Origin of the sequence: Amycolatopsis sp. FU40 (assembly GCF_021903635.1) — a bacterium.
In the GTDB taxonomy this organism is placed as follows: domain Bacteria; phylum Actinomycetota; class Actinomycetes; order Mycobacteriales; family Pseudonocardiaceae; genus Amycolatopsis; species Amycolatopsis dendrobii.
Genome location: NZ_CP091381.1, coordinates 1447307 through 1465012 on the forward strand (window position 1 = coordinate 1447307; position 17706 = coordinate 1465012).

General features: G+C 71.6%; 6 protein-coding genes. 4 read left to right on the forward strand and 2 right to left on the reverse strand.

The genetic code is table 11. The features are described 5' to 3' along the window. Positions 1-41: 41 nt before the first annotated feature. The gene (locus tag L3Q65_RS07975) at positions 42-1460 is read right to left on the reverse strand and encodes an FAD-dependent monooxygenase (RefSeq protein ID WP_182891606.1); all 1419 of its coding nucleotides are present in this window, start codon (positions 1458-1460) and stop codon (positions 42-44) included. A gap of 1126 nt (positions 1461-2586) precedes the next feature. On the opposite strand from L3Q65_RS07975, the gene L3Q65_RS07980 reads away from it, so the two are divergent. After that, positions 2587-3813: an MFS transporter gene (locus L3Q65_RS07980; RefSeq protein WP_237599218.1), complete on the forward strand. Its 1227-nt coding sequence runs from the start codon at positions 2587-2589 to the stop codon at positions 3811-3813. Between the two features lie 2 nt (positions 3814-3815). Here L3Q65_RS07980 and L3Q65_RS07985 read toward each other — a convergent pair whose 3' ends face one another. After that, positions 3816-6719, reverse strand: a complete 2904-nt coding sequence (locus L3Q65_RS07985) for an amidohydrolase family protein (RefSeq protein WP_237599219.1) — start codon at positions 6717-6719, stop codon at positions 3816-3818. Between the two features lie 433 nt (positions 6720-7152). On the opposite strand from L3Q65_RS07985, the gene L3Q65_RS07990 reads away from it, so the two are divergent. From L3Q65_RS07990 to L3Q65_RS08000, 3 genes are all read left to right on the forward strand, one after another. After that, positions 7153-8412 carry a hypothetical protein gene (locus L3Q65_RS07990; RefSeq protein WP_237599220.1) on the forward strand — a complete coding sequence of 420 codons (1260 nt, stop codon included), beginning with the start codon at positions 7153-7155 and terminating at the stop codon, positions 8410-8412. Between the two features lie 198 nt (positions 8413-8610). After that, positions 8611-9444: a 2OG-Fe(II) oxygenase gene (locus L3Q65_RS07995; RefSeq protein WP_237599221.1), complete on the forward strand. Its 834-nt coding sequence runs from the start codon at positions 8611-8613 to the stop codon at positions 9442-9444. Positions 9445-9556: 112 nt separating this feature from the next. Next, entirely contained in the window at positions 9557-17704 is an 8148-nt protein-coding gene (locus L3Q65_RS08000) for a non-ribosomal peptide synthetase (RefSeq protein WP_237599222.1), read from the forward strand. The last annotated feature ends 2 nt before the right edge of the window (positions 17705-17706 follow it).

Below are 17706 nucleotides of genomic sequence, written 5' to 3' on the forward strand. Positions count from 1 at the left end.
GACCCGTCCGCTGGTACGGCGAGGTCTTCGTTGCGCGGTGCTCAGGCGGTCGCGGTTCGGTCGCCGAACCAGCGGGCGAGCCGGCGGTTCAGCTCTCGCTGGTCCTCGCCGATCCAGGCGACGTATCCGTCGGGGCGGACCAGGACGGCAGGGGCGTCCAGGGCCGCCGCGGGGTCGGCGAGGAGGTCGACCCGGTCCGCCCAGCCTTCGACGGTCAGCCGTCCAGTGCGGTCCAGCACCAGGCCGCGGCCCCGGTGGAGGCGGTCGTAGAGGCGGCCTCGCTTCAGGTCGAGGTCGGGGAGACGGCGGCCGAGCAGGCCGGGGCCTTCGCCGAAGTCGTAGCGGAGGTCGATCGCGGTGATTTTCCCGATCAGGCGGCGGTTGACCTCGTCGATCTCCATCAGTTCGGCGAGCAGCCTGCGCACGGCCCGCGGTCCCGCTTCGGCGGACGACAGTTCCATCTGGGCGCGGGTGTTGTCGAGGACGTCCGCGGCTACCGGACGGCGTTCCTCCTGGTAGGTGTCGAGCAGGGCGTCCGGGGCCCAGCCGCGGATCCGCGCGGCCAGCTTCCAGCCGAGGTTGAACGCGTCCTGCACGCCGAGGTTGAGGCCCTGGCCGCCGGTGGGCGGGTGGATGTGCGCGGCGTCGCCCGCCAGCAGCACCCGGCCGACGCGGTACCGGTCGGCCAGCCTGGTGGCGTCGCCGAAACGGGACAGCCAGCGCGGGGAATGAATGCCGAAATCGGTTCCGGCGAGGGCGCGCAGTCGCTCTCGGAAGTCCTCGAGAACGGGCGGTCCGGAACTGAGCCCCGCGGCGGGGACCACGACGCGATAGCGGCCTTCCTCGACCGGCCCCAGCATGAAACGCTTGTCGGCCTGGCGAATCTCCGCCACCTTGGCGGTGATCTCCTCCTGCGGCGAGGTGGCGGCCATCTCGCCCATGAGGGTTTCGGTCCGGGAGGGTTCGCCCGGGAAGCCGACGCCGAGCAGCTTGCGCACGGTGCTGCGCGCACCGTCGCAGCCGACGAGGTACTTCGCTCGCAACTGTTCGCCGTCGGCCAGTTCGACGGTCACTCCGTCCTCGTCCTGCTCGAACCCGGCGATCGCGCAGCCGTGCCGGACCTCCGCGCCCAGCCCGATCGCGTGCTCTTCGAGCAGCCGCACGACGACCGGCTGGGGGATGCCCAGCAAGTACGCGGTGTCGAGCTCCTCGGGGGCGGGCTGGGGGATGCCCGCGAAGATGCCGCCGACCGGCCGTTGCCGTCCGCGCTGGAGGAGTCGCTCCAGCAGGCCGCGCATCGCGAATTGCTCAAGGCTGCGGATATGCAGGCTGACGATGCGGGCTAACGGGAGCGGCTCGGTTTCCTTCTCCAGGACGAGAACCCGCACGCCGTGCAACCGCAGCTCGGCGGCCAGCGTCGCACCGGTCGGCCCGCAGCCGGCGATGATTGCGTCGATCATGAAGCATCCGTTCGTTCGGCTGCCGCGCGCTCCGAAGCGGGCCCTGCCAGGCCTTTGGGGCGGCGCTGCGGCTGCGGTTCGAGACCTCTGTCCTGGGCGCGGGGTGTGCCGTCGGTGAGCGGTCATGAGGGCATGGTCTGGGCATTTCGGCGAGCGCGGGGTCCTTCGCGGACGGTTGGCTCGGCGAGGCCGCACGGTTTAAGTCCCTGGCATTGCCGCATTGAAGTTTTCTGAGTAGCTGTGGTGTGCGGCCTCGCTGCGGCAACGCGCAACGCCTGGCTCTGCCTCGCGCCCGGCTCCGCCTCCGCCTCCTCCGACGTACGTGAGGGGAATCCTCATTGACTCTGATTCCCGCAGGGTTCCCTTCACCTGCGGTGCTCACCGGACAGACCGGCGGGCATCGGCCGGGGACAGCTTCACCCGCGCCTCGCCAGGCACCCGCGAGGCTTACCGCCTTGCGGCGGGCCCGACGCAAGGCGCTACTGAGAAAACCCCATCGGGGTGTTCCGGGGTGCTCGGCCGCGGCGAGTACGGACTCGGCGAGTCTGGCGGCGGCGAGTACGGACTCGGCGAGTCTGGCGGCGGCGAGTACGGACTCGGCGAGTCTGGCGGCGGCGAGTACGGACTCGGCGAGTCTGGCGGCGGCGAGTACGGACTCGGCGAGTCTGGCGGCGGCGAGTACGGACTCGGCGAGTCTGGCGGCGGCGAGTACGGACTCGGCGAGTCTGGCGGCGGCGAGTACGGAACCGGCGAGTCTGGCCGCGGCGAGTACGGACCCGGCGAGTCTGGCCGCGGCGATGACGGTCCCGGTGTGCCTGGCCGACGCGGCGCGCCTGGCCGCACGTCCAGCCGTCGCGCGCTCGGCCGTCCCCCCAACCCCGGCGGGAGCGCCGGAGGCGCATCCAGGCGTCGTGACCCCACGCCGACAGACACGCCCCGGTAAGGACGCGTCAGGCTGGTTCGGGATTCGCGCAGGATTTGGCATCGGCCGCGCCAGTCTGCGCCGCCCACGCCCCTGCGGCAAGCGAAATACCAGGACGCCGCGACCACCGCACGACGGAACATTCGATGTAGCTCCAGCCTACATCATGGCGAACACATGTTCGACCCGAGAAAGCTCCCGGCCATGAAGCGAAGCGACTCCAAGCTCCCCGCCGCGTATTGGCGGTTGTGGTGTGCCTCGGCGGTGGACAACGTGGGCGACGGGATCTTCTCCGCCGCCGTCCCGCTGCTGACGGTCACGCTCACGCGCGATCCGGTGCTGGTCTCGGTCGTCTCGGCCGCGACCTACCTTCCCTGGCTGCTGCTCTCCCTGCCCGCGGGTGCGCTCGTGGATCGGCGCGACCGAGTCGGGCTCCTCTGGCGGTCGCAGGCGCTCCAGGCGGTGATCGTCGCGGTGGTCGCGGTGCTGATCGGGCTGGGGCGGATCGACATCGCGGGGCTGGCGGCCATGGGGTTCGGGCTCAGCGCGTGCGAGGTCGTGTTCGCGAACGCGTCGCTCGCGGTGCTGCCGGACCTTGTTTCCGAGCCGCAACTGCACCGGGCGAACGGCAGTCAGTACGCGGTCGCCAATGCGGGGCAGTTGTTCGTCGGCCCGCCGATCGGCAGTCTGCTGTTCGCGGGCGCGGCGGCGCTGCCGTTCGGCGTGGACGCGGTGTCCTTCGTGGGGTCTGCGGCGTTGCTGGCGACCTTGCCTCGGCGTCCGGTGCCGCGAGGAGTGCAGCCGCCGGTTCGGGTCGCGGTGGCGGAGGGGGTGCGCTGGCTCGGGCGGCACCGGTTGTTGCGGACGTTGGCCGGGCTGCTGGCGGTGAACACGTTCTGTTACCAGCTCGGCAACGTCACGGTCGTGCTGCTCGCGACGCAGATCCTGCACGTCAGCGAGCGCGGTTACGGCGTGCTGCTCGCGGGGGCCGCGGCGGGCAGCGTGCTCGGCGGGATGGTCAACGCGCGGGTCGTGGCGAAAATCGGGGCGCTGCAAGCACTGCTGGTCGCGTTGGTCGCCAACGCGGTGATCTTCGTGCTCATCGGTGCGAGTCCGAATGCGGTGGTTCTCGGTGCTCTGCTGGGGATTAACGGATTTGCGACGACGCTCTGGAGCGTGGTCACGGTCAGCCTGCGGCAGCAGGCGGTGCCGGCGGAACTGCGCGGGCGCGTGCACAGCGTCTACCGGATGCTGGGCTGGGGCTTGATGCCGCTGGGATCGCTGGCCGGGGGACTGGTCGCGGACGCGCTCGGCATCCGGGCGGCGTATCCGGTGGCCGGCGGGGTGCGGGGGATCGCGCTGGTCGTGGCGTTGCCGGTGCTGCTGCCGGCGATGCGCGCGGGGAAGGAGCGGGCGGCTGATCAGCGCTGAGGTCATGGGACGCGGAAAGCGAGCAGGTCGGCCGATTCGTGCAGGACGCCGCCCAGCATGACCTTGCGGACCGCGGATGCCGCGGTGATATCCGCGAGCGGGTCGCCTTCCACGAAGACGAGATCCGCCAGTTTGCCGGGGGCGACGGTGCCGAGATCGTCGCTCATCCCCAGCAACCGGGCCGCGTTGACTGTTGCCGTGGTGAGCGCTTGATGCGGGCTGAACCCGTGAGCCACCATCGCGCGGAGGTTGAGATGCAGGCTCAGCGCGACGAAGTCGATGGGCGCGTCGGTGCCCGCGACCACAAGTCCTCCTCCGTCGTGGATGCGGCGCAAGGTCTGTACCGCGGACGCGAGAACATGTTCCAAGGTCTCGCGCACCGCGGGTTCGGTTACCGCGGAAGTCACCTGCGCGAGCGCTTCCGCTTCCCATCGGGGAAACAGAGCGCGGATCCGAGGGTCGGCGGTCCAGTCGTGCTCGGCCAACAGGACCGCGGCGGAGAAGAGCGTGGGAGTGAGGGACATTCCGCTGGCCGTCAGCGTGGACACGACGTCGGAGTAGGTGCGGCCGCGACGGGTCATGGTCTGCGAATACCCGAGTCTCGTCGACGCGCCGAGATGCTCGACGCCGTCCAGTCCCAGCCAGGCGGCCGGGTGCAGGTAGTGGGAAGTGACCGGGGTGCCGGTCGCGCGTGCCGCCTCGGCGAGCGCGCGTTGCCCGCTGACTGGAAGCCGCACGTAGGCCTTGAGGAGTCCGTGACCGAGTGCGCGAGCACGGGTCAGTTCGCGTTCGACCTCCTCGGCCGAGACCGTCGGCCGCATGAACCCGTAGTAGACGCGGCCGCCGTCGATCGGCTCGCCGGTGGCAAAGCAGCGCGGGCCCAGCTGGCGACCGGCGAGCAGCGCTTCTTTTTCCTGCAGCGCCTCGTAAACCGGGTCGCCGGCCGAGCGGACGGCGGTGATGCCGAACGACAGCCAGAGCCTTCCTTGCCGCACGCCGAAAAACCGTCCCTTGAGCCGGTTGTGCACGTGCGCGTCCGTCAGCCCGGGCAGCACAGTCAGCGCGGTGGCGTCGACCCGGCGGCCGGGACGGTCGTCGCGATGGTCCTCGACCGCCGCTATCCGGTCGTGCTCGACCAGGATGTCGACGTTTTCGCGCAGCGCGGGGGACTGGCCGTCCCACAACCGGCCGGCGTGGACCACGGTACGGCCGGACGCCCTGGCCGCGGTGTAGCCGATTCCCGGCTCGAGGGAACGGACCCGGCCGGTCACCAGGTCGGCCAGGCGGAGTTTTCCGGCGCTGAGATAGAGGATCCGCCGTCCGTCGCCGCTCCAGGACGGGGCGTCGGCGATCTCGTCGGTCAGTCGGCGAGGCTCGGCCGCGGGCCGGCCGGAGCGTTCGACGGGAAGCAGGTGCAACTGCCCGCCGAGGACGCAGGCCATGGTCGTGCCGTCCGGCGACCACACCGGTCCGTCGTGCCCGCGCGAGCTCAAGGACCGGTGCGGCGCGGGTTCGTGGACCGTGCTTTCGCCGGAGCGCACGTCGAGGACCAGGATCCCGTTGGTGCCCTCGCGAAACCGGGCCGAGTACGGCCGCGCCGCGGCCATCGCCAGTTTCGTGCCGTCCGGCGACCAGCTGACGCGACCGGGGTACCACTGCGGGCCGAGCAGTTGTTCGACCGCACCGTCCAGCGAGGTGAAGAAGAGCGCGCCGTCCTGGTCCTGGAAAGCGAGGCCCGCGCCGTCCGGGGACCACACGGGGGCGACAGCCGCCCCGCTCGTGCTGGTGATCCTGCGCCGGAGTCCGGTGGCGAGCTCGTGCAGCCAGAGATCCGGATCGCCGAGCCGGTCACTGGTATAGACCAAGTGCCGCCCGTCCGGCGACCAGGCGGGATCGGCGGCGGCGAAGTCCTCCCCGGCGAGTCTCAGCGCGGGGCCGTCGAGCGGCATCGTCCAGACCGAGCCCAGTGCGCAGAACGCGATGCGGTCTCCCCCGGGGGAAAGCGCCGGGCTCACGATGCCCCGCACCGGCCCGGAATCCGTCCGGCGCGGCCGGAGCCGGGCGGGCGGGCGGCGCGGCGGGTCCGGTACTTCCGCCTCGAAACCGATGTCGCGCACCGTCCCGGTCGCGAGGTCGCGCCGGCGGATGCGCCCGTCCGCGGTGTAGACCACCTCGGCGGGGGAGAGCCAGTGAGCCCGGAAACCGAAGACGTCCTCGTCCGGCGCGGACACTGTGCGGTTCCCGATCACCAGTGCCGTGCGCCGCGCGTATCCGCCGAGCCGTTTCGGGGTGACGCCCTCGAAACGGACATAACCGATCTCGCGGCCGTCCGGGGTCCAGAACGGGGAGGCGACTTGCGCGCTGCGCGCTTCGACCGCTCTTTCCCGGCCGCCGTGCGCGTCGGCCACGTCGATCGCGCCGCCGTCCGCGGTGAACGCGAGCCGCAGGCCGTCGGGGGACCACGCGGGCGCGGCTTCTTCGGCCGCGCTGTCGGCCCACGTCGTAATCCGTCCGCTCGCCACCTCAAGCACGTGGATTCCGTAGCCGCGGCCAAGATCCGCCGAGAAGGCCAGCCGGGTGCCGTCCGGGGAGAAAGCCGGTTCGCGATGGTCGTGCGGACCGGTGGTCAACTGCCGCGGCTCCTGCCCGGGCACGACGGTCCAGAGCTGGAAAGCGCCGGTGCGATAGGACTGGAACGCCACCGCCCTTCCGTCCGGAGACCAGTCGGGAGCGGTGGCGTCGGACAAAGGCCCGGTCACGGCCGCGGCGGGCCCGCCGCGGGCCGGGAGGATCCAGATCCTGCTGAGCAGATCGATCGCGATGCTCGCGCTCGACGGGGCGAGCGCGGCCCGGAAGTGGGTTCCCTCGGTGATCCGGATGGTGCCTCCCCGGTTCATTCCCGGCATCCGGGAAATGGTCGGCGCTGGCCGTCCGCGGGCTGCGGACCGCTTCTCTTCCGGTGTAGCATCCGCGGAGAACGCAAGCGAGGGATTATCTTTTCCGACAAGGGGGGAATTCCCGGTGCCGAGGGGAACGCCAGACCCGCGCCGATCGGAATTGACCGGCTATTTGCCCGCGGGCGAGCCTTCCGGTTAGCGCACGCGGACAATCGTTCGCGCGGCGGGCCGGGTTTCGCGGCAGGCAAATGTGCCGGCGAGAGCGGGGCCCATTGCTCCGAATGGAGTCCGACCGACCGGCGCGGTGTCCGTCCCGCCCGTGGTGTCACGCAGCGTAGTGCTGCGGTGATTCTTTTCGTGTTATGCTCGTCCAGGCCGATTTGTGCTCGCCCAGTCCGCAGGCGGCTGGGTTTCAGGGGGAGTGGCAGGCTTCATCATGGCGGTGGCGACCGAACTCACGGGATTCCTGGAACGGTTGAACTGGACGCCCGAGCGGCTGGCCAGAGAGGTGAACCGGCTCTGCGGGCAGGGCACGGTCAGCGCCAAGGCTCCTTATCACTGGCTCCGCGGCTCCTACCCGCGCCGGGGGATTCCAGAAGCGGTGGCGAAGGTGCTTTCGGAGTACCTGCGCGAGCCGGTCGGGGTCTCGGAGATCTGGCCGGGATCCGCCGGGCCGTCCGCGCGCCGGTCCGGCCCGGCGGAGATCACCCCGCTGGTCCAGGACTCGTGCAGTTCGGCGCGGCTGGTCCAGCAGGTTTCCGAGACGAACGCGGACGAGGCGACTCTCGATCAGCTCAACCACGAACTGTCCGGCTTGACCACTTCGTACCTGCACGTCGCGCCCGGCCCGCTGCTGTACCGCGCGGCGATGCTGCGCGACCGGGTGGCGAGATTGCTGCGCGGGCAGCAGAAGCTCGCCCAGCGGCGGGAACTGCTCGCGCTGGGCGCGCGGTTGTGCGCGCTGCTGGCGTGGATGTCCGAGGACCTCGGCGACCGGAACGCGGCGTACAACCACGCGGCCGCGGCCTGGGAACTGGCGGACCTGGCCGATGACAGCCGGGCGCGGCGCTGGGTGCGCGCCGCGCAGGCGAGGCAGTCGTACTGGCTGGGCAACTTCGTCGAGTCCGCGCAGTTCGCGCTCGACGGCCTCGACCGGCCCGCGGACGACGAGCTGGGAGTGTTGCTGAAACTCCTGGCGGCGCGAGCGTGGGCGGCCGCCGGAATGCGCGCGGACTCCCTGCGTGCGCTGGACGAATGGGCCGAGCGGGCCGAGGCGGAACCGGTGCGCGGAGTGGGCGTGTTCGCCCTCCGGCAGGACGGGCAGGCCTACCTCGCCGGGCACACGATGCTGCTGCTGGACGACGCGGCGGGAGCGCTGGGCGAACTGCAGACGTCGCTCGATTTGCTGGAGCGCGAGCCGGTCGAGCAGCGCTCGTACTCCATGGAGGCACTGGCCCGGATCGACGTCGCGCGTGCGCGGATCAGGCTGGGCGAACCGGCAGGCGTCGCCGAGATGCTCGGCCCGGTGCTGCGGCTCCAGCCGGAGAAGATGATCACCACGATCTCGGCCATGCTGCGCACCGCCGCCGCGGAACTGCACGGCGCGCCCCCGCCGTTCGCCGACGCCCCCGAACTCGGCGGGCGAATCGAGGAATTCCTGGTGTCCGCGGTCGCCGAGCGAGCGGCCGGGCGGGCCAGCTAAAGAGTTTCCGCCGCTATTCTTTCGGGCCCGGTCGCCTTTTCCGGCGGCCGGGCCCGGCTGTGTGAATTGACTGGACAGTACCGGTCAGCGGCCCGGAGTCAGCGGCGCTGACCAAACTGACTTGTTCCTGACGAAGTTTACTGCAATTCGCTTGCTGCCCGATGGTCGTATCGCGTTCAATTAAAAGGAAAGCAGTCCATGGGGTCCGGTGAGGACGCCTCGCCGACGATGCAGGGGAATCGGAGCGCGATGGATCGCGTGCTGTACACGAACCGGAAAGAATTCTCGCACGACCACATTGTGTCCGTGGCCAAGAAAGATCGTTTCGCGGTTGTCGTCAAGGGGTTTTGCGATCCCGAGGTGCTGCGGATCGCCCAGGAGAAACTCTCCTCGTACCGCTCGCGGGAGCAGTCGACGACGGACGGGCAGTTCTGGCGGATGGGATTCCCGTACTCGGAGATCGAGGACGAGACGACCCGGCGCCGGTACCACGACGAGGCGCTGTCCAGCATCGAGCGGCTCCGCTCGATGTTCGCCCCGTACGCGTCGCCGGAGGACGACCTGCGGCTGCTGCTCGACGAGCGGTGGCGGGCGGGCGCGGAGCTCATGCGGGTCCAGGGCGAGAAATGTTTCGTCGGCGTGTGCCGCTTCCAGGGCAACAACGTGGACCTGGTGCCGCACACCGACAAGGTCGAACGGTTCCTGCCCTCGGGATACCAGTCCCGGCTGCAGGCGCAGCTGTCGACCAACATCTACGTCAGCATCCCCGCGGTCGGCGGGGAACTGGAGATGTGGGACATGGAGCCCGCCGAAGACGAATACCAGCGGATGGTGGCCGGGCGCAGCTACGGGATCGACCGCGACCGGCTGCCGGAGCCGGTCGCCGTCGTCAAGCCGGAGCCGGGCGATCTCGCGCTGCTCAACCCGAGGCTGATCCACGCGGTGCGCCCGTCCGGCGACACCACCCGGATCACCATCGGCACCTTTATCGGGTACCTCGGCGAAGACGAGCCGCTCGTCTACTGGAGCTGAGCGGCCCCGATACCGACCTGTCCGCGGCCGTTCCGGGCCGCGCGTTCCCGCACGCGATCGCGTTCCCGAGGCGAACGCGCTCGTTGTTGTGCGCTGACTCCTGGGGTGATCGATGACTTCTGTCGTGCCATTCGTCAACCGGTATTCGCTGACCGCCGCGCAGCGCGAGGTCTGGCTGTCGGTCCAGCGGGACCCGGGCCGCGGGACGCAGCGGGTCGGCGTTCTCTTCGAATGCGGCGGCGATCTCGACCTGCCGGCGTTCGAAGAGGCACTGCGCGGCGCGGTCGCGGAGGCGGAACCGTTGCACGCGTCGTTCGAGACGGAGGCGGAAAGCGAGCCGGCGCAACGGATCCGCGGCGGAACGGAGTGGAAGCTGCCCGTGCTCGATCTGAGCGGCGAGGCCGACCCCCGGGCGGCGGCCGCCGCGTCGGCCCGCGAGGAACTGGCGCGCGTGCCGGAACCCGGCCGCGGCCCGCTGTTCCGGTTCGCGGTGTTCCGCTTAGGCTCTGGAGCCTTCGCGTGGTTTCAGGGCGCGCATCGGCTGGTCGCCGACGAGGCGTCATTGTCGATGTTGTGCCGGCGGACCGCCGAGCTCTACGACGCGTCCGTCGACGGCCGGCCAGCACCGCCTTCGTGGTTCGGCTCGGTGCGGACGATGGTCGAGGCTGACCGCGACTACACGCTTACGACGGCGGAAATCGACCGCAAGTACTGGCAGGGACAGCTGGCCGCGCCGCCTGAGCCGGTGAGCCTGGTCGAGCCGGCGGCAGGTGTCGCGCACCGGACGCGCGATGCTGAGCTGCCTGGCTTGCGCGCCGCCGCGCGCCGCACCGGCGTCCGGCCGGTCGACGTCCTGGCGGCGGCGGTGGCGGTCTGCACGCACCGGACGACCGGGGCCGCCGATTTCGTTCTCGGGCTTTCGCTTCCCGCTCGTCCGGACGAGATCTCGGCAACAGTGCCCGGGCCGCTGGCCAACCTGGTGCCGCTGCGGGTGCGGGTGCGTCCGGGAACGAGTCTCGGCGCCTTCGTGCGCGAGGTCGCGGAGTCGGTCCGGGAAGCCGAACAGCACCAGCGGTACCGGGGCGAGGACGTCGCCAGGGAGGCCGGGATCCCGGGCGGGATCAGGGAATTCGCGGGGCCGACGATCGTCTGGCGCCTCGAGCCGAGCGAACAGCGGCTCGCCGGCCTGCCGGTGACCGCGCGCACGGTGCCCGGCGCGCCGCCGCACGATCTGCTGGCGACGGTGTCGGATGCGGGGGTCGAGGTGGAGGCTCCTGGCGAGGCGGAGCCGCACCGGGAGCGGCTGGTGCGGCTGGTGACCGCGATCGCGGCCCGGCCGGGGACGGCGGTGAGCGAAGTCGGGCTTCTCGGCGAGGACGAGCTGCGCCGGGTACTCGTGGAGTGGAGCGGTTCCTCGGACGATATTCCCCCGGGCCTCGTGCACGAGTGGTTCGAAGCCCGCGCGGCGCTCCGGCCGGACGACGAGGCGGTGGTGTTCGGCGAGCACCGGCTGACCTATGCGGAACTGGACGCGCGTTCGACCCGCCTCGCGCAGGCGCTGACCGCACGCGGCGCGGGGCCGGAGACCGTCGTGGGCCTGGTTCTTTCCCGGTCGGTCGATTTCGTCGTGGCGGTGCTGAAGTCCGGCGCCGCCTACCTCCCGATCGATCCGGACTATCCGCCCGGCCGGGTCGGTTTCATGCTGAACGACGCGAAACCCGTGCTGGTGCTGTCGGAACCGGAACACGAGCGACGGCTGAGCGACGGCACGGTTCCTTGGCTCACCGCCCGGTCCCGGGTGCCGGACGCGGAACAAGCGGAGCCGCGCGGGGTCGACCCCCGCCATCCGGCGTACGTCATCTACACCTCGGGATCGACCGGTGCCCCGAAGGGCGTCGTGGTGCCGCATCAAGGCTTGCCCGGTCTGGTCTCCGCCCAAGCGGTGCGGTGGGGAGTCGGGCCGGGGAGCCGGGTGCTGCAGTTCGCGTCCCCCAGCTTCGACGCGTCCGTCTCGGACATTTTCGTCGCACTGTGCACCGGCGCGACTCTGGTGCTCGCAGCGGCGGACGACCTGCTTCCCGGATCCGGACTGGCCGAAACCGTGCGGCGGCACCGGGTCACGCATCTCAAGCTGCCGCCGAGTGCGCTGGCCTCGATGTCCCCTGACGATCTGCCGTCCGGTCTGACGGTGAGCGTCGCGGGGGAGCCTGCCTCCGCCGAACTCGTCCGGAAGTGGTCCGCGGGACGTCGGATGTTCAACGTCTACGGCCCGACCGAGGCGACCGTGTGCGCCGCGATGAGCGATGCGCTGTCCGGGGAAACCGCCGGGGCTCCGCCGATCGGGCAGCCGTTGCCGGGAACTCGGCTGTATGTGCTTGACGCGGGTTTGTCGCCGGTTCCGGTGGGCGTCACGGGAGAGCTGTTCGTCGCCGGGGCCGGGGTCGCGCGGGGGTACGCGGGACGCGCCGGGTTGACGGCCGACCGGTTCGTGGCGTGCCCGTTCGGCGTGGGCGAGCGGATGTACCGGACCGGCGATCTGGTGCGGTGGCGGGAGGACGGCCGGCTGGAGTTTGTGGGCCGGGCCGACGATCAGGTGAAAGTGCGGGGTTTCCGGATCGAGCTGGGCGAGGTGGAGGCGGCGCTGGCGGCCTGTCCGGGAGTCGGCCGGGCGGCCGCGGCGGTCCGGCCGGACGCGTCGGGCGACCCGCGGCTGATCGGGTACGTCGCGGCCGGGGAAGCCGGGACCGCCGACCCCGTCGCGATCCGCGACCTGCTGCGGGAGCGGCTGCCGGAGTACTTGGTTCCGGCCGCGGTGCTCGTACTGGACGACTTCCCGCGCACTCCCAACGGAAAGCTGGACCGGCGGGCGTTGCCGGAGCCCGCGTTCGCGGCGCACTCGCCGGGACCGCGCACGCCGGTGGAGGAGGTCGTCGCGGGCCTGTTCGCCCAGGTGCTCGGAGTGTCCGACGTGGGCGTGGCGGACAGCTTTTTCGAACTCGGCGGGCACTCCCTTTCCGCGACCAGACTGGCCGCGAAGCTGCGTGCGGTGTTCGGCGCGGACTTCGGCGTCCGGGAGCTGTTCCGTGCGCCGACCGTGGCCGCGCTCAGCCGCTTGCTGTCCGGTGCGCGGCGGGCCCGGCCCGCGGTGCGGCCGACGCCGAGACCCGCGCGGCCCGCGCTGTCGTCGGCGCAGTCCCGGCTGTGGTTCCTGCACCAGCTGGAGGGCCCGTCCCCGACCTACAACATCACCTCGGCGCTGCGCCTGACCGGCGTGGTGGACCGGTCCGCGCTCGCCGAGGCGCTGGCCGACCTCGTCCGGCGGCACGAAAGCCTGCGTACGGTCTTCGCCGAACACGACGGGGTTCCATGGCAGCGCGTCCTCGACGGCGCGTCCGCCCGTCCGGAACTCGCGACCGCCCGCGTGCGTTCCGCCGAACTCGACGGGGAACTGCGCCGCGCCGCCCGCCACGCGTTCCGGCTCGGCGAAGAACTGCCGATCCGCGGCACCCTGTTCCAGGTCGAGGACCGGCCCGCGGAACACGTCTTGCTGCTCGCGGTGCACCACATCACCGGGGACGGCTGGTCGATGGAGAAGCTGTGGCGCGATCTCGCCGCGGCGTACCGGGCGCGGATCGCGGGAACGGGACCGGAATGGCCCGCGCTGCCCGTACAGTACGCCGACTACACCCGGTGGCAGCGGGAAGTCCTGCGGGACAACGGGAAAGAACAGCTGGAGTACTGGAGCCGGAAGCTGGCCGGGGCTCCCGAGCGGATGTCGCTGCCGACCGACCGGCCGCATCCCGATGTGATGTCCTACCGGGGCGAGACTTTCCTCGTGCGGTGGGACTCCTCGCTGCACACCCGGCTGTCCGCGCTGGCCGCGGAATGCGAAGCCAGCATGTTCATGGTGGTCCACGCCGCACTGGCCGCACTGCTTTCCCGGCTCGGGGCCGGGGACGACGTTCTTGTCGGCGGGCCGACCGCGGGCAGGCTGGACGAGGCGCTCGAGGACCTGGTCGGCTTCTTCGTCAACACGCTGGTGCTGCGGGTCGACACCGGGGGCGGGCCGAGTTTCCGCACGCTGCTCGCCCGGGTGCGGGAAACGGACCTGGACGCCTACGCCCATCAGGACGTGCCGTTCGAGCAGGTCGTCGAGGCGGTCAACCCGCCGCGCTCGCTGGCGCACCACCCCCTCTTCCAGGTCAGCTTGGCCTGGCAGATCTCGCGCGGCGAGCCGGACCTGCCCGGAGCCGAGGCGACGACGGTGTTCGTGGACAACGGCACCGCGAAGTTCGACCTGACGTTCCACTTCTTCGAGCACCGGACGGACGGCGGCGATCCGCTGGGCCTCGAAGCGCTGGTCGAATACAACACCGACGTGTTCGACCGGTCCACGGCGGAGAGCATCGCCGGGCGGCTGGAGCGGCTGGTGCGCGCCGCCGCCGAGGATCCGGACCGGAGCCTCGACGTCGTAGAGCTGCTCACGCCCGCCGAACGGCGCCAGCTGCTCGGAGACGGGACGGGCCTGGCGGTCGCCGTGCCTCCGGAACCCGTGCACGACTGGTTCCGGCGCCGGGCGAAAAGCTGCCCGGAAGCGGCCGCGCTCGTCTGGGGCGAGCAGTCGACGAGCTACGCCGAACTGGACGTCGCGTCGGACGAACTGGCCGCCGCGCTCGTCGCGCGGGGGATCGGACCGGAGCAACTCGTCGCGCTCGTCCTGCCGCGCGGTCCGGAACTGGTCACCGCCTTGCTGGCGGTGCTGAAAGCGGGTGCCGCGTACGTGCCGGTCGATCCGGACTATCCGGCCGAGCGGGTGCGCTTCGTTCTCGAGGACGCGGGCGCCGCGCTCGTCCTGTCGACCGCCGAACTGGCTGCCCGGTTCGGAGACGCGGGTGCGTCGTGGGCGGTGCCGGGGGACCTGGCCCGGAGTTCCGGGGCGGCGCTGCCCGCCCGGGCCGCCGATCCGGAGAACCCGGCTTACGTGATCTACACGTCGGGTTCGACCGGAAAGCCGAAGGGAGTGGCGGTGCCGCATCGCGCGCTGGCGAACTTCCTCGCGTCGATGGCCGAACGATTCCCGCTGGGCCCGGACGACCGCTGGCTGGCGGTGACCACCGTTTCGTTCGACATCGCGGGCCTCGAGCTGCTGCTGCCGCTGGTGCGGGGCGCCGCCGTCGTGCTGGCCGACCGCGACACCGTGCGCGACCCGGGCGAACTGGCCGCCCTGATCTCCCGGCGGCATGTCTCGGTCATGCAGGCGACACCGTCCCTGTGGCGGACCCTTGTTCCCGGGCACGCCCCGGCGCTGTCCGGTCTGCGGGTGCTCGCCGGCGGAGAGGCGCTGCCCGCCGATCTCGCCCGCGAGTTGTGCGCGGCCGGAGCGCGGGTCGCCAACCTGTACGGCCCGACCGAGACGACCGTCTGGTCCAGCGCCGCCGACGTGTCGGCGGACGAACGGGTCTCCCTCGGCAGTCCGCTGTGGAACACCCGGCTGTATGTGCTGGACGCCGGTTTCTCGCCCGTTCCGGCGGGCGTGGCCGGGGAACTGTTCATCGCCGGCGCCGGAGTCGCGCGGGGTTACGTGGGGCGAGGCGGCCTGACGGCCGACCGATTCGTGGCGTGCCCGTTCGGCGCCGGCGAGCGGATGTACCGGACCGGCGATCTGGTGCGGTGGCGCGGCGACGGCAGGCTGGAGTTCGTGGGCCGGGCCGACGACCAGGTGAAGGTGCGGGGTTTCCGGATCGAGCTGGGGGAGGTGGAGGCGGCCCTGGCGGACTGCCCCGGGGTCGGCCGGGCGGTCGTCACGGCCCGTCCGGACAGCTTCGGGGACCAGCGGCTGATCGGCTATCTCGTCCCGGGCGGGGACGGCTCCGCTGCCGAGGAGCAGCGGACCCGTCAGGTGGAGGATTGGCAGCGGATCTGGGACGACGCCTACCGGTCCTCGGACGACGCCGGCCGGGGCGAGGACTTTTCCGGGTGGAACTCCAGTTTCGACGACGCGCCGATCCCGGTCGCCGAGATGCGCGAGTGGCTGGACCACACGATCGCGTCGTTGCGGCGGCTGCGGCCGAAGCGGGTGCTGGAGATCGGCGTGGGAACCGGACTGCTGCTGTCGCGGCTGGCCCCGGACTGCGAAGAGTACTGGGGCCTCGACCTGTCCGGCACGGTCGTCGAGGCGCTCGGCAGGCGGGTCGCCGCCGATCCGGTGCTGCGAGAACGGGTCCGGCTCCGCCGGGGGAGCGCCGACGATCCCGGCGACCTGCCGCGCGGCCGTTTCGACACGGTGGTGCTGAACTCGGTCGTCCAGTACTTCCCGAGCGGCGACTATTTGGCCGAGGTGCTGGGTTCGCTCGTTCCGCTGCTCGCGCCCGGCGGGAAGGTGTTCGTCGGCGACGTGCGCGATCTGCGGCTCGCCCCGCTTTTCCACACCGCGGTCGCGGCGGCCCGCCGCACCGGGGAAGAGGATCCGGCTCAGGTGCGGGCGACGGCGGAGCAGCGCCTGAGCCGGGAGAACGAATTGCTGGTCCCGCCCGGGTTCTTCGCGGCGCTATGCCGGGATCTCCCCGGCATAGCCGGGGCCGAAGCGACGCTCAAGCGCGGGCGTTACGACAACGAGCTGTCCCGCTACCGTTACGATGTCGTCCTGCGCACCGCGGCCTCGCCCGAGGTGGACCCCGAGAGCCTTCCGGCGGCACCCGCGAGCAGCGTCGAGGAACTGACGGAATGGCTGGAAAGCGCGCGGCGGGGCGACTTCCGGCTCGTGGGCCTGCCCCGTCGCCGCCTGGAAGGCGAGGCGGCCGCGCACGCCGCGCTGGTCGGCGACGCACCGATGGCCGAGGTTCTCTCCGAACTGGCCCGGACTGACGGGCTGGTTCCCGAGGACCTGCACGAGGCGGGTGCGCGGTTCGGCTACCGGGTGAGCACCCAGGTGTCGCGCGGCGGGCCGGGCCGGTTCGACGCGTACTTCCTGACCGGGGCGGACGCTTCGGTGGCGATCGCCGACGACTCGCGGCGCACGAACAGCCCCGCCGTCTCCGGCGAATTCGGGCGGCTGGCCGCCGCCGCGAAAGAGTTCGCCGCCGCCCGGCTTCCCGCGTACATGGTTCCCTCGGCGATGCTGGTTCTCGACGAGTTTCCGTTGACTCCCAACGGAAAGATCGACCGCAAAGCACTTCCCGCGCCGCTTCCCGGAGCGGCAGGCCGCTCGCGGAAACCGCGGACGCCGGTCGAGGAGGTGCTGACCGGGCTCTTCGCCGAAGTGCTGGGGCTGCCCGCGGTCGGGGCCGAGGAGAGCTTCTTCGACCTCGGCGGGCATTCGCTGCTGGCGACCCGGCTGATGGACCGGGTGCGGTCGACGTTCGGGGCGGACCTCGGGGTCCGGGTCCTGTTCGAGGCCCCGACGAGCGCCGCGCTGGCCCGGCGGCTCGATGCCGATCAGGAAGGGGACGGACTGAAAGTCCTTTTCGGACTCCGGACCCGAGGTGCGCTGCCCCCGCTGTTCTGTGTGCACCCCCTCGGCGGTCTCGGCTGGCCGTACGCGGGTCTGCTGCGCTATCTCGAGCGGGACCGTCCCCTGTACGTGCTGCAGTCGCGCGGCATCGGCGAACCTGGCGCGGCTCCGGAATCGGTCGCGGAGATGGCTGCCGACTACGCGGCCCGCTTGCGCTCCGTGCAGCCGTCCGGTCCCTATCACTTGCTCGGCTGGTCGTTCGGCGGCGCGGTCGCCCAGGCCGTCGCGGTCCTGCTGACCGAGCAGGGCGAGCAGGTGGACCTGCTCGCCGTCCTCGACACCGGGCCGGTCGTCCGCGATCCCGGCCGCATACCGGAACTCGGCGACGAGGAAGTGCTGGGCGTGCTGTGCGAGGCGACGGGCACGGACCGCGACGGGATCGAACGCGAAGGCGGCGGGCCGGCGGGATTCGCCCGTGCGGTCGGGGATTCCGGCGGAGCGCTCGCCGAGCTGGCCCGGGACGAGGACGCGTTCGCCGCGTTGCTCGGCGTCATCCGCCGCAACTACCGGCTGCACCAGGAGCACCGCGCCAAGCGGTATTCCGGGAACCTGCTGCTGTTCCGCGCGACCGGTTCGCAGGGGCGGCTTCGGGACCTGGCCGCCGAATGGCGCCCGTACGTACAGGGAAGGCTGGACGTGCACGACGTGGCAAGTGCGCACGAGCGGTTGCTGCGGCCGGAAGCTCTCGCGGACATCGGCCCGGTACTGGCCGCCGCGCTCGCGTCCGGCCGGGACAGCGGCGAGCGGTAGGC